This is a genomic window from Acinetobacter kyonggiensis (assembly GCF_900107285.1).
Taxonomy (GTDB): domain Bacteria; phylum Pseudomonadota; class Gammaproteobacteria; order Pseudomonadales; family Moraxellaceae; genus Acinetobacter; species Acinetobacter kyonggiensis.
In genome coordinates, this window is sequence record NZ_FNPK01000042.1 from 1 (window position 1) to 14,387 (window position 14,387).

Below are 14,387 nucleotides of genomic sequence, written 5' to 3' on the forward strand. Positions count from 1 at the left end.
CAAAGAAATTTAAATCCTGTGCTTGACTCTTGTGGTTAAAAACAGGACATTTTAAATGGTTTATCGCATAGACATTTTAATTGGTGAATAACAGCTTTTATAAAACCTTTGTTTTTCAGATAGTTAAAAAAATTTGACCGACCTCAAAAACCGCAAAAAGCCGACTTAGACACAAGTCGGCTTTTTTATGAACAGTTTTGATATCTTTCGCCAATAAAAGTGATCACTATTTAATCAAAATGAAACTTTCGTGTGCGTTATCAACTCATCCGATGCTCAAATTATCCCCAATTTCTGCGGACAACTCTTGGGATAAAAAATAGCCAAATTCGTACGCTCTAGCGTACAAAGATTCAGGCCCTTTACGTCTATGCCACTTCATTCTAATTTCTTATCATGGGGACATAGAGAGCAGGATGCTCCGACAATAACAATAAAAGATCTACATAAGGATAGTGAGGTACGACAGGAGTTATACCGAAAGCATCAGATATGTAAAAAAGCCCAACAGGATGTTGGGCTTTTTTATTGCCTATATCTTCAAATTAGGCTTTATGGATTTTCCTCAAGGTATTTTTTAACTTTTTCTATTAGATCATCTTTAAATTTTGGTGATTTTGCCACTTTATTTGTGGCTCCAAGACTAATATACAAATCTTTAGTTATCTCTATAGCTGTAGAAATATTTTCAGATATAGAATCTTCAGTTAGTATATCTATTTCACCCTTATTAGGACGATGATTTCTAACAGTTAAAGCGACTACTGAGTATAATAAATGGAACTTAATATCTGAGCTTTGACTCTGTTCCAAATCATTGATTGTTCTAGATATATCTTCAATTTTTTTCCCGTAATAACTTAAAAGATAATAGACATTTAAAGGTGTATTTTCTGAGAAAAGTCTATCATAAGATGTATCGTCATCTAAAAGTGAAGATGGTCTAGCTCTTGCGTAGTCAGGTTTCTGCATAATTACAGATATTAAGCATTGTGACATGAATGGAATACTAATAATTTCTTTAGGTTTCTTCCCTTCATTTTTATAAAAATTTTTACGACGATCATAGAATAAATTTTTGGTTTTTAAGAAAGTTTCAATTTGTCTATGAATTGGATCAGTAGCCCTTAATGATGACTTTGGTATTAATGTTTGGCTATTTGTTGCCTTAATAATTTTATCTCGAACTTCATCTGAACTTGGAACTATCAGTCGAACGAGGACATTTCTTTGTTCATTAATTGATTCGTTAGTTAATAATGTTGGGTTTTCCTTAAAATATCTATAAATTTCGGAACTTGTTTGTAAACCGTTGACAATTTCTGGATTTTGTATCGTTAATTTTTTATTACTTGTAGGGGTGATTTTGCTACTTAAAATAGTAACCCCATTATTTAACCACCAAAAGTCTTCAGTTATATTTGTTCTCAATGTATTGGCAATTTCAGAATTAACATTATTTTTACCCTGATAATCTCGCACATTTGATTCAAAAATATGCTTAATTAAAGTATTTGTATTATCTGTAATAAATTTAAAAAGTTCTTTTATATTTATAAGACCTATATAAGAGCTAGTATTGTTAGAAATTGTATTTTCTACTAAAATCAATTCAAAATCAATATCTTGTATTTTTTGATATAAATCTACAAGCTTTTTTGCACCAATAAATTCAAGTTTTGCTGTCGTATTTGTGAGTTTCTCACAGACTAATTGTTCTAATTCTATTGCTTGAGCTTTTACATTATTATGTACATCAGTCCCCTTAGAAGTGTAATAAATATTAAATAAAACTTCACAGCGTCTTGGAATTAATGTTAAGTAAATTTCACGTAATACTAAAAATGCTTCTAATATACATGGACTATATCTAGTTGAATATTGTTCAAAGTCATTTTCTAAGCTGAGTAAATTAGTTAAAGTTGATTTTAATTTTATTATTGCTGTTTCATTAAAAGAGTTTTCTAATTTAGATTGAATTAAAACAACTTCAATTTCTATGTTTCTCTTATATTTTTCGCGAATAAATTTCTTATTTAAAAGATTATCTGATTCATCTGATTCAGTATTGTCATCCAATATAAACGATGTCCAATCAATTAAATCCCCATTAATAAATATATATAAATTATCAATTCCACCATCTAAAGTTCCATCAACATCCCCCTTTTCGATTTCTTCATAACTTAATTCATAGTTTTTTAGGAGCTGAAGTGCTGAAAAGTTTCCAAAAAATTTACTAACTGTAGCATCAATTTCTAACTCATCTTTTTGATCTTCAATAATTTGTCCAAGAATGATGTGTGAATTATTTGACATAATTTAACCGTTAATATTATTTAAGCCGATATACTACACGTGGTAATGAGTTAAAAAAACCTCTATGTTATTAATTTTAATAATTTTTTATAACTTAAATTGGTTGTATTTTTAAGTATTTGTAAAATTAACATAATACAGCTTATGCGAAATTAAGTTGTAATCCCCAAGTAGAAATGATCAGTTCTTCCAATAGAAAAACTTAAATATCCATATATTATTCAATATTTTATTTAACTCTATCCTTACACATCATAGACTAAGCCATTTATTTTCGCGGAGAAAAAAATGGCTTCCTCACAAGAACAAGAAATTGTTCAAATATTTATGGAAAATGTATACGGAAAATCACCTGATACATCTCAACAAAATCAAAATCATGATGGAAAAAAGGGCCATTGGTTAGAAAAACAAATGGGTATTAAACCCAATGCTTCCAATGCACCAGATTTGTTAGGGTTTGAAATGAAAAATCAGACCACTTCAAAAACAACATTTGGAGACTGGAGTCCTAATTATTTTATTTTTAATGACAAGGAGATTATTCCTAGAGAAAAAGGAGTAACCGCTGTACATAGAAGAAATACTCACTTTCTTCCTATCTGGGGGCAACCTAATGTAGAAAAAGAAAATCGTCTTTCTTGGTCAGGAAAACCTATTCCGAAAATTGACCAATGGAATGGTTTTGGTTGTATTCTCTTAGTATGCCCAAACAATGATATTGAAATTATTTATGATTATCAAAGAGATCAGAGGCTTGATAAAGAATCAATTGTTCCACAACGCTATAAGCAGTCACCTATAGTAATAGCCCGATGGGATGCAACTAAATTAGCTAAAAAAGTTAATGATAAGTTTAATCAAAAAGGATGGTTCACCTGTAAAACTGATAATTTTGGTGTCTATAATCAGATTTGTTTCGGGGATCCTATTACTTTTAATAATTGGATTTATTTAGTAAAAATTGGAGTCGTTTTCTACGACTCTGGTATGTATGAAACAAACCCTAGACCATATGCTCAATGGCGAGCTAACAATAGTTATTGGGATTCTCTAATTCGTCAAACTTATCCATAAAATAAGGGCCTTTTAGGCCCTTATTCATTAGGTCTTATCTACTTTAATTTTGTAATCAAGCACTTCAACAAGTTGTTTAGCAATAGCTTCTATCACTTTAACGCATACTGAGTTTCCAAATTGTTTATAAATCTGTGCTTGTGATACAGCATCAACAATAAACTCATCAGGAAACCCTTGTAATCTCGCACACTCTCGAGGAGTAAGTTTTCGAGGATTTTTACCTAGGTGACTTTGATCAATTAATATCTCGGAACCATCTTTATAGTATCGGGCACTAATCGTATTTGTATAAGCGTTATCAGCTGTATAAACAGAGCACCCAAAACCATTCCCCTTAGTTTTATGCTCTTCCTTACGACGTTGATGTCCCGCCCATAATTTATCGGAAATGGTATATTTATCTTCCTGAGCATCTAAAATGTCTTGAGGCTCTAAAATATCTCCAACCCTTGTAGGCTCACAAGTAGGAATAGGCCATTTAAATATTTTATCAAAATCAAAACTTTCACCAAAATAATCTTTATCAAAACCAACAATAAAAATCCGTTCACGATTTTGGGGAATACCAAAATCTGCTGCTCTTAGTACTCTAAAATCAATCCAATAGTTAAGCCTTTCTCCTAATGCATTTCTAGCATCTTGAGACATCGGAACATCATCTAAAGATTGATCACTTTCCCCAGTCAAAATATTTAAAATAGTTTTTAAGGTTCGTCCTTTTTCATGACCTTTTAATTGTTTAACATTTTCAAGTAAAAAAACTTTGGGTCTTTTCCCCCCTAAAATTCTTTGTATTTCAAAGAACATAGTTCCTCGAGTATCCTCAAAGCCCTTTTTTAAACCTGCTTGAGAAAATGATTGGCAAGGAAATCCTCCCATTAAAATGTCATGATCAGGAATATCATTAGCTGAAATTTGTGTAATGTCTCCCGATGGAACCTCACCATAGTTAGCAGCATAGGTTCTTTGGGCAAACTTATCCCATTCAGAGCTAAATACACACTTACCACCTAGTTTTTGGAAAGGTAATCGAATCCCACCGATACCTGCAAATAAATCAATGAAAGTAAACTTATAATCATTATTTTCATTTCTAAAAGGCGCTTCTTCATGAAGCTCTAAAATTTTAGAAAGCTTAGATTTTGACGGCTTATGTTCTCCAAGCTCCCAACCTCGTATCGTTCTTTCCCCATTTTCTTTTAATTCTAATAAACAGGCTAACTCCAATTGAGTTAATCCCATACGAATTCTTTTTTCACGTATCAGCGTTGCTTCGAGGGGTAAAAATTTTTCGAGTGCGTTCATAAACCAGCTACTTATCCTGTTTTTTGCCAGGATATCAGAATTATAGATATATGCAACTACCTAGCGACATGGCTCGTCGCATTTGTATATCAACTGAATGGAATATATCCAATACCAATGTTTGAAGCTTATAGTTAAAAACAGGACATTTTAAATGGTTTATCGCATAGACATTTCATGGGCTAAAAAATTATGCCCTTAGCCTAGAACTCCTTGAATCTTAATTTGATCAGAACCATCAGGCGTTTGTAAGTTCAGTGTTTCTATAAAGAACTTACATTTTGAGTTCTCAACATAAGTCGCCTCATGCCACTGATTCATATCCCACTCACGTCCATAAAATCGATCAAAATCATCTTTTATAATTTGAATGACTTTTACTTTTTCTGAGAAAAATTCATCAGGACATTCTTTTAACAACAAATTAAAAAAATCACCTCTAATCTGAGTACTTAAGCCTGTTATTGGAGTGTCTCGCACAGTTTTAGGGGAGAATATCAATAGATAACTAATTCCATCATCTAAGACAAAGCCATATAGAACCTTCACAGGGTAATAGCCATTATGTTGAGATGGATAGGTTGCCTCACGTAACATACTTTTTTCCATGTTCATTTAATCCTAAAAATTTTGTGCACTTGTTTCCCATTCCTCATATGAAATGAAATAAAAACGTCTTAATAAACCTTCAGGTGTTGGGATGACCTTTCCTTTAAAAATAATTTTCTCAATCCGATGAAACAGCCTTTCTAATCGGGCTGTCAACTGTGCAGGACACACATAGATCACCTCATCAATGACGCCCATAGACATCATTTCAGCATAGTTCGCCAAAATCTCGACATAACGTTTTGGCGTTTTCACTGTTCTTTCTAGCTCAATTGCAATTTTTCTCCCTTTTGGGGATATTGCAACAGCATCTGGGACTTGCAACCATGTCGAACGGCTTAAATTTGCGTTCTGTAGCATCTTAGAGCTACTTTCCCACTCACTCCACCCCTGACTAAGTGCAAGCACTTTAACGCGCTGTAAAGCCAAGCTATGAGTCATAGTGATTAGTTTCACACGCCCCACCTCAAAAAACTTTACTTGCTCATCTTCAGGCGTTGCTAAAAGTGCTCCAGTCGGAGTTACCCCCCAAATTTTGAGATTCCACGGCCCCAACTCAAAATAAACGGTATGAGCTTTTATCAACTCATTAGCTTCCATTTTTCGCAAAATCCTTTGCACACCATTCGGTGTCATTTTTAAAAATTCAGCCAAGACTATTGCTGTGCTATAACCCTCTTCAAGTAAGAAAGACAGTACCTTGGCTTGCTTCTCTGCCTTAATTCGGTCCCGTTCTGCTTTGGAGCTGATTAAATTTGACATTAATCACTCCAAATTACTGAAAATAAAAATGTTAGAAGGATTTATGTTTTCTACATCTTTCGAATTATCAAAGTTCTCAACCCGTTTGGAATCAGCATTTTTTTCAACTTTAATCGGATAAACACTTGAAACTCTTGCTATGCCATTACCATAAAAAATTCCAGTTCGCGGGGGAAGTAACAGCATTGTATTTACATCGAATAAATTTCTTTCTGTTTGCCTAATTTGTTTCTCTGCCGTCACTCGATCAGTCAAACTAAGCGTTTTTTCGACATATCGAGCTTCATCATCCACCAAAATTTCCCCAGAGAAATCGGAAAAATATTTCGCTGTTTCAAAATCCACTGCACGGTACATAAACTTCAAACTACAATTCGACATAACAGAACCTGCGAATGCCTGTGCATCCATGTTCGCGGGGACATTGGTTAGATCAGTAATACTTTGATGTGCCAGAATAAAATGTAGCCCTTTGTCTCGAATAACTTTAAGAGAATCCCCAAAAATTTTAGAAATTTGGAAAGAAAACTCATCCAAAATGACACAGACTTGCTTCGGCATTTCGAGGCTGTTATCTCTATCACTGGCAAGCTGTACAATGCGAGCCAAAAGCATTCTTTGTACCTTTACGAACTTTGGATCCTGCCAATCCCCAGCAACATAAATAACATCACAACTTTCCATGGCTTTTTTTAAAGAAATCCCTTTGGTTGCATTAACGGCTTTAACTCTGCCAATTTCCTGTAATTGATTTGCAAAACTATCAGCCTGATTGTCCTTATTTCTAAAATACAGATCATATTCTTGACTAATTTTTGTCGCTGTTAGCCCTTGCTGATAATTCTCTCCAACAAACTTTGCCATTTTTCGGTCTTTGCCACGATAGAAATCAGCAGCATCACCTCGATCTTCTAAAAGAAACCCTGTGATGAGCAGATTCTCAATTTGATCAGGTGTCGCATCTTCAAAAAGGTTTAACTGTGCATCATCACGACGAAGATCAATAAAATAGTATCTTGCACCAACTTTCTCAGATGCTTTTTTGCAAACATGTGGGAACCACTCATCTCCTGACTGTTTTGGATCAAAAATAATGGTGGCTTCACCTTTTTGTATCGCTTGTGAAGCTAGAAGGCCCAGTAAAATACTCTTACCAAACCCAGATGCTCCAGTGATCTGCGTATGAAGGAGCTTTTCTCCGTTATAAAAAATTGGTTTATTTTTAATATCTAAGCCAAAAAACCATTTTTTAGAGTCAAAGAATTTCTCAGGATCATATTCTTTGGTCTGTTTAAAATTCGCTTCAATATCTCGGATATCGCTCTTTTTATTGCGTTCTGTGCCTGATTTTTTTGTACAAAAGAATTTTATTTTTTCCCATATCGGTGTAAAAAATCGATCAAATAGAACAAAAATAAAAAAACTGCTCATACTAAAAATTAGAAAAAGCCAAAGTTCATTACGACCCACTTTTTCAAAAAAATAAGCAAGAATCCAAAAGCTAAAAAATATAATTACACAAACAAAAAAAGCAACATAAGAAACTTTCGAAACCACGTTTCTAAAACCTGTTTCATTTTTCTTCGCACTGAGAACGAGAAAAGCAAATACACCGACAAAAATAGACAATATGTGGCGTAAAGAATATGCAAAAAAATTACTCAAAAAAACTGAGATCTCAGCAGAAAAAATAATGAGTGTGAACCCTCCAGCAATTAAAAACCAAAATCGCATAAATAATTATCTTTTAGCTCTAAATGGGAAAATAATAAGCTCATTTAATAATAAAAAACAATATTTATTTTTAGTAAGTTTTTGAAAAATATAGTATTTGTGGTATATGGTTATAAGCTAAAAGCGATTTTCTATATGATATATAAAGTAATATTTCGATTGAAAAAAATAAAGAATCAAATATATGACATAGATTTTAATTATTAAAATCTAATATTTTGACAAATCACAATCAGCTGATACGCGGGTTGCCCCGAAGGGGGGACGAACGACAGTGAGGCATCCTCGTAGCCCCAGCGCAGAGGACAAGGGGGGAGCCACAAAAGGGAAAAAATGGAAGCAAAGCGCACCCATTTTTTAAGGCGTCCCAACGCCTGACCTTGAAGTGGGGGGCTAGCCCATCCCCGTCGTAAGGAACGCACGACCACCCTCTTACGGTTAAGAAAGTTCGTTGAGTTCATTGCGTAGCAAATGAAGCTCAATACTTTTCAGTAAGGGGGTGGTCGTGCGCGGTAGCGCAACGACGGGGGCTTCGGTATAGGTAAAAACGCCCTAGCGTTTTAGCAAACCCGTCCCGAACCCTTTCGGGCTGAAACCTAGCGATAGCGTGGTTTCAGAGGGTAGCGTAGCGGTTGCGTTACCGTGAATCTAGTCAACACCTTCGGCACCTCGCCTCGGCACTGCGTATCGGCATATAGTTAGTTCCTATATGACGTGCAGATATGCAGTGCTATGTTTCTTACCTTGCTTCTCAAACATAAGTTTTAAGCGAGTGTCTACGAGCTGCCACAATAAAAGATTTGCCTCAGCCGTTTCCCTGATTACAAGCTCCCTTTAGATTCTAAAACTTAGATTTAGAGCATCCCGAATGGGTGCGAATGAAATTAAGTTGATACTAGACCGAGCGTAGCGAGCATAAAAAACTTATGAGCGAAGCGAATTCCGAGTTGCTTTTGATTTTGCTTTTTCAATATTTCAGTCACATCAGGTATTTACTAAAAATTGCCCCTTCGAACTGAGCGTAAGCGAAGTTCAATAGAGTTTGAGCGTAGCGAAAACATAGGGCAATTTTTCATTCTCTAGGCTTTTAATTATTTTTAAGCTTTTAAATGCTTTTAGATACCCTAAGAGCCTTTATTAGCAAGCATTGTAGCTCTCAATATCCTAGGTTTACCTTGCAATACTCCTAGGTTTACCTTGCAATACTCCTAGGTTTACCTTGCAATACTCCTAGGTTTACCTTGCATATAACTAGTTAATATTATACAAAGTAAATACTAGATTAAAAAAACACTAGGATAATAAGATTTGAGACCGTTAGTAGTTAAAGATAATGCACTGATAGACGCTAGTTATAATCTAGATTTGGTTGAGCAACGATTAATCTTATTGGCTATTGTTGAAGCTCGGCAAAGTGGGAAAGGTATTAATGCAAATGATCCTTTAACGGTTCATGCTGAAAGTTATATTAGCCAATTTAACGTACATCGAAATACAGCCTATCAAGCATTAAAAGATGCATGTAAAGACTTGTTTGCTCGGCAATTTAGCTATCAAGAAATATCAGCCAAAGGCAATACAATAAATAAAATGAGTAGATGGGTTAGTGAAGTAGGCTATATAGATAATGAAGCTGTAGTTCAGCTAATTTTTGCTCCTGCTATAGTTCCCTTAATTACTCGATTAGAAAAGCAGTTTACTAAATATGAACTACAGCAAATTAGTAACTTAAACAGTGCTTATGCTGTACGTTTATATGAAATTCTTATTGCATGGCGTAGTACTGGCAAAACTCCAATTTTACACTTAGAAGAATTTAGAAAAAAAATGGGAGTTCTTGATACTGAATATATTCGTTCGGACAACTTTAAAAAATGGGTGATAGAACTACCTATTAAACAAATCAATGAACATACCGATATTGCAGTTAAGTATGAGCAACATAAAACTGGTAGATCTATTTCAGGTTTCTCATTCACTTTTAAACAGAAGAAACTTAATGCTCCGCTAATCGACACAAAAAGAGATCCTAATACTTTCGATTTATTTTCAAAGATGACAGATGCTCAACGTCATATGTTCGCTAATAAGCTTTCAGAGCTTCCTGATATGGGTAAATATTCTCACGGCACAGAAAGCTTCCAGCAATTTGCTATCCGCATTGCCGAAATGCTACAAGATCCTGAACGATTTAAAGAACTCTATCCATATCTTAAAAAAGTTGGATATCGATAAAACAGTGATGTAACGTTACATGACAACCTAATGTTTACTGATACATATTTTTTATTTGGGCTACATGATGAAAGCATTGTCTGTTATTGAGTTGGCTAATCTATATGGAATGAATCGCCAAAGCATTTATAAACGTATTAATAAAGGGGATTTATCTAAAAATAGTGATGGGAAAATTGATTTTTCAGAAGCTCTACGTGTATTTGGGGAACCATCTAATAAAAATAAGGATGTAACCACGTTACAGTCTGCTACGGTACAAAAAGAGACAGAAGTAGACATGTTAAAACAACAGGTAGACATGCTAAAAAAACAACTAGAACTTGCTCATGACCGTGAGATTTTTCAAAGAGAACAATTAGAGGCTAAGGATAACCAAATTGATGCTATACAACGCCTACTAGAAGCCCCTAAACCCCATATGACTACGTTTACCGATCAAAAACCTGTAAAAAGCAGTATGGCCAAAACTGATCCTGAACAGGGCACAATAGAGCCTAAACATGACGGATTGACTACTCCGGAACAAACGGAAAATCATCGCATTTCAGTGCCGGAACACGTTGAACCAGAGCAGCCGAAAAGAGGGTGGTTAAGCCGGTTTTTCTTGCCGAATGGCTAACAGGCTTGTTTAGGTGTACTAAGCAAAGTCGTGAAACATTGATCAAAGAATAGGCGTGGAACGTGAATAATCATTTAAAAAGCCCAATCATAAGTGATTGGGCTTTTTAAAAATAGATAAGCGAATGATTTATATAAGAATAAAAAGAGCATTTCGTATAAGGTGTATTATGTTAATTTTAGAAGATCTTTAGAATTGAACAGGTTGAAGTACAACCTGAACAAAGGGGCTTTTGGAATCGGTTTTTCAAGCCTTATGGCCGATTTTTCTTTTTATTAGGCTCATCTCCAAAGCTAATCGTACCTCGCAATTTACCTTTTCTAATTAAAAACTGAATAGTCCATAATATTAAACAGATAATAAAAACAGTAGGCGATCTTTCTAATACTTCAAGTGCTATAACTTCACTCATTTGGGAGTCCTCTTAATTTTACCAACGAACCTAAGTAAGATGCTTAGATTACGTCTAGGTCGGTCGCCAAAAAGCCGAAAAAATTGATAAGCGAGGTTTTTGTGAAAGAAATAATCACGGAAAAGCAGGAAATTACAAACAAAGATTCACTCCGTAGACGGCATGCAGGGAACTACACACCTATAGAGAATGGAGAACGTTATCTTCTTCCATATGAGGTTCATCTACGCAACCAGCTGCCTGAGTTTGTAGAACGACTCTCAGACTATGACTTCCTAAAGCTTTCAACTCAATTCTCGGAACTAACTTTCTCTGGTTTACAGAAAGAGCTTGAGTGTCTGGACGATCTTGATTCAGGAACAGGCTTTTGGAAAAACTTCAATGAATCAGCACTGAACAAGTACCTAAACTCGATTCTCGGCACTACCAAAAGGAAGAAAGGCTGGAAACAGGTATATATAAAGAAAGACAAAGAGACTGATGCTGAGAAGCCACATCACAACGATATGTTGAGATGTATTTATTTACTTGCTCACCTGCACAAAGCGAGTCCTAGCTTTATTAGCCAGTTGGCAAAAGTGAATGATGTTTGGTCCACAGATCTCAGAGTGTATTACCCGCGAAAAGACTTTACCTTTAGTGAGGAATACGCAGGATACCTCTCAGAACTTTATGCAAACATGTTGTTCCACCAACCAGATAGAATTCGAAGACTGATAAAATGCCTCGATGTTTGCATTGAAAAACTAATCAATTGTGCTGACTCTAAATGGATTTCACTTTTCTTGAAGGATCGAACGGAAGATACAGACCCTCCAAGCCTGAAAATATTGAAGTACAATCAGATTGCATCAATCACACACTTCACTGTATTGAACAAGTACCTGCAAGGCAAAGTTACTGGCCCATTCAATCCGACCTCATTTGCTAAGTTGGAAGCTAATGAAAAAGACCCATCTGGTCTTCAAATTATTGCCACAGCACAACAATATAAATTAGTGGCAGCTTTATGCATGAAGCTACCGTTACCAAACCCTTTGCGAAAGGAAAACGGAAACTGGGTGTCAGAAGGAGCAGACCCAATCTCCTGCCAAGACATGGATATATGTATTGAAATCGTGGCAAATTCCCTTGCTGCAGATGCCCTAAACCAACTCATAATCAAAAGCGATGGTACCAAGAGTGGGAAACGTGACACCTCTCTCTCAGCAGCAATCAAGAAGTTAGCAGAACAGAATCCTCAGACTATCGAAGAGATTTTGGAGATCGACTCTCCTGACTTTGCCAGCATCCCTGAATTGTATTCCCACTATCTGAGAAAGCGAAGTGAATATGCTTTAGCCAAAGCACGCAGCCTCGGAGATTTAGAAAGGTCGGTTCTAGGTAGCATGCCTCTAACACCACAGGCTGTAATTGAATCGATGCAGCCGAATCCGAACACAGAGAAGGTCTTGGAATATATTCGGGGAAACAACTTGGATAAGATTAGTGACGATATTGAATGCCTAGAGCGCGATCTCAAGATGATGCGTTTAAGAGAAAGGGCAGAACCAATAGAAGTAGGGCTAATCTACCAGTTTGTTAAGCCCTGTCTGCCTTCGAGGATAGAGTGATTGAGATACCGGTTCAAACGTGCACATCACTGACAAGTTATAATTTGACGCTCTAAAAATTAAGCGTTATACCTTAAATAACCACATATAAAATAAGCCAAACAGGATGTTAGGCTTATTTTTTGGGCTTACACTTGAATTTCGTATAACGCGTATTATGTTAATTTTAGAAAAACTATAAAGAAGCTGAGAAATTAATGGGGTTTAAATTAATAAATACTATCAACTTTATTGTATTCAACTACTTTCATTTCATAGCCGTAATCTGTTTTATTTTTAAGATTAATCAGAACAAATCGGGTATCTATCACTTCTAATAGTCTCCAATCGGACTGATCATTTGGGTATGTCGTTTTCTGTTCAAATAAAACTATTGGTAGTGTCTTATTATTAATGGCTTTATTTGCATCGTTCATACCACTTCCAAACATACAACCAAAAGCAAAAATCGTTAAAAATAGTACTAAAGGGGAGCTAAAGTATTGGTCTATCTGTCCTCCAAATATAGAACTATGTACATAGGAATAATAAAACATACCGAAATAAAGCGGAATTAACTTAGCTGATAAGCTAATTGATGCCTCTATTCCTATAAAGAATATGAATAGTGCTAAAAATAATACGGAAAAAATGAGTGAATATAAGTGGCCTACCCAAGCAGAAACAGACAAATAAATTAAAGAAAGTATGCTCCCAAAAGCAAATAATAAAGTAGTAGTTAGAATCGAATAAAATAAACTATAAGCAGATATAGAAGGTAATATCCATAAAGCATCAAACGTAGAAAAATAACCAAACTTATAAGTTCCAGCTAAAGCTATTAGTATCAATGGCATAGCAGCATAAAGTTCAAGAATTTTCTTTAATGAGAAAGAGTTATACAAAAATATCCCCAATTTGAAAATATAAGACTTACAAACACTTTGAATAGACACCTATTTAAGATGTCTTTTTATTAAATAAAAAATTTAAAAGAAATTTTCAGGGTATAAGAATGATGGAATATGTCTTCTAATTAATTGAGCCTGTGCAAGATACCCTCTAGTTTCTAGCTCTAATAAAAACACTGGCCAAGGTGGAATATTACTTTTATATACATTGCTTGAAGATGTCGACATACCACCTCCTTGAGACGTGGACAATCCACCATACTGAGATGTGGACAATCCACCATACTGAGACGTGGACAATCCACCATACTGAGACGTGGACAATCCACCATACTGAGATGTGGACAATCCACCATACTGAGATGTGGACAATCCACCATACTGAGATGTGGACATTCCGCCATACTGAGATGTAGACATTCCGCCATACTGAGATGTAGACAATCCACCATACTGAGATGTGGATAAACCACCATATTGGGATGTGCTTAAATTGCGGGGCCAAGTTCTTAAATTTTGTATTTCTGGTCGTGACATAACTTTATAACTCTTAGATATTAATAATAAAAAATTTATTAGAGTACATTACTATGTTTAAACCATTTACAACATGTTGTTTAAAAAACATGCGACAAATTATGTCTCTTCAATTAAGTTTTACTCTCAACTCTTCATTCCATTTAACATAATGGCCGTTATACGAAACGCACTTGTAAGCCCCAAATAGAAATGTCCGGTTTCTCCAAAGTAAAAATGTCCGCTTTTAGAATATATGCTTTTGCGATTTTCTTAGCGGACGGTTTGAT

General features: G+C 35.1%; 12 protein-coding genes. 4 read left to right on the top strand and 8 right to left on the bottom strand.

Annotated features, from left to right (window positions below; genetic code table 11):
* Positions 1-552: 552 nt before the first annotated feature.
* Positions 553-2,319: an AIPR family protein gene (locus BLV99_RS17030; protein ID WP_092692827.1), complete on the bottom strand. Its 1,767-nt coding sequence runs from the start codon at positions 2,317-2,319 to the stop codon at positions 553-555.
* Positions 2,320-2,607: 288 nt separating this feature from the next.
* Here BLV99_RS17030 and BLV99_RS17035 point away from each other — a divergent pair, with 288 nt between their 5' ends.
* Positions 2,608-3,396: an LlaMI family restriction endonuclease gene (locus BLV99_RS17035; protein WP_092692829.1), complete on the top strand. Its 789-nt coding sequence runs from the start codon at positions 2,608-2,610 to the stop codon at positions 3,394-3,396.
* Between the two features lie 27 nt (positions 3,397-3,423).
* Here the strand turns inward: BLV99_RS17035 and dcm are convergent, their stop codons facing one another.
* The 4 genes from dcm to BLV99_RS17055 form a co-directional block, all read right to left on the bottom strand.
* On the bottom strand, positions 3,424-4,704 hold the full coding sequence (dcm, locus tag BLV99_RS17040) for a DNA (cytosine-5-)-methyltransferase (protein WP_244516349.1): 1,281 nt from the start codon (positions 4,702-4,704) through the stop codon (positions 3,424-3,426).
* 198 nt (positions 4,705-4,902) lie between these two features.
* The gene (locus BLV99_RS17045; RefSeq protein ID WP_092692832.1) at positions 4,903-5,313 is read right to left on the bottom strand and encodes a hypothetical protein; all 411 of its coding nucleotides are present in this window, start codon (positions 5,311-5,313) and stop codon (positions 4,903-4,905) included.
* Between the two features lie 12 nt (positions 5,314-5,325).
* Positions 5,326-6,075, bottom strand: coding sequence for a MarR family transcriptional regulator (gene mobC / locus BLV99_RS17050; protein WP_092692835.1), 750 nt, complete (start codon positions 6,073-6,075; stop codon positions 5,326-5,328).
* 3 nt (positions 6,076-6,078) lie between these two features.
* Positions 6,079-7,809 carry a type IV secretory system conjugative DNA transfer family protein gene (locus BLV99_RS17055; protein WP_092692837.1) on the bottom strand — a complete coding sequence of 577 codons (1,731 nt, stop codon included), beginning with the start codon at positions 7,807-7,809 and terminating at the stop codon, positions 6,079-6,081.
* 1,308 nt (positions 7,810-9,117) lie between these two features.
* Here BLV99_RS17055 and repM point away from each other — a divergent pair.
* Both repM and BLV99_RS17065 read left to right on the top strand, forming a co-directional pair.
* Positions 9,118-10,044: a replication initiation protein RepM gene (gene repM / locus BLV99_RS17060; protein WP_086207561.1), complete on the top strand. Its 927-nt coding sequence runs from the start codon at positions 9,118-9,120 to the stop codon at positions 10,042-10,044.
* Between the two features lie 67 nt (positions 10,045-10,111).
* Positions 10,112-10,666, top strand: a complete 555-nt coding sequence (locus BLV99_RS17065; RefSeq protein WP_171259198.1) for a plasmid replication DNA-binding protein — start codon at positions 10,112-10,114, stop codon at positions 10,664-10,666.
* A gap of 253 nt (positions 10,667-10,919) precedes the next feature.
* On the opposite strand, the gene BLV99_RS18290 is transcribed toward BLV99_RS17065, so the two are convergent.
* Complete coding sequence (locus BLV99_RS18290; protein WP_167356346.1) at positions 10,920-11,078, bottom strand: hypothetical protein; 159 nt, start codon at positions 11,076-11,078, stop codon at positions 10,920-10,922.
* Between the two features lie 101 nt (positions 11,079-11,179).
* Between BLV99_RS18290 and BLV99_RS17070 the strand changes: the two genes are divergently transcribed.
* Positions 11,180-12,691: a hypothetical protein gene (locus BLV99_RS17070; RefSeq protein ID WP_092692846.1), complete on the top strand. Its 1,512-nt coding sequence runs from the start codon at positions 11,180-11,182 to the stop codon at positions 12,689-12,691.
* A 209-nt stretch (positions 12,692-12,900) separates the two neighbouring features.
* Here the strand turns inward: BLV99_RS17070 and BLV99_RS17075 are convergent, their stop codons facing one another.
* Positions 12,901-13,575, bottom strand: a complete 675-nt coding sequence (locus BLV99_RS17075) for a hypothetical protein (protein WP_092692847.1) — start codon at positions 13,573-13,575, stop codon at positions 12,901-12,903.
* Between the two features lie 170 nt (positions 13,576-13,745).
* On the bottom strand, positions 13,746-14,057 hold the full coding sequence (locus tag BLV99_RS17080) for a hypothetical protein (protein WP_167356347.1): 312 nt from the start codon (positions 14,055-14,057) through the stop codon (positions 13,746-13,748).
* Positions 14,058-14,387: the final 330 nt, after the last annotated feature.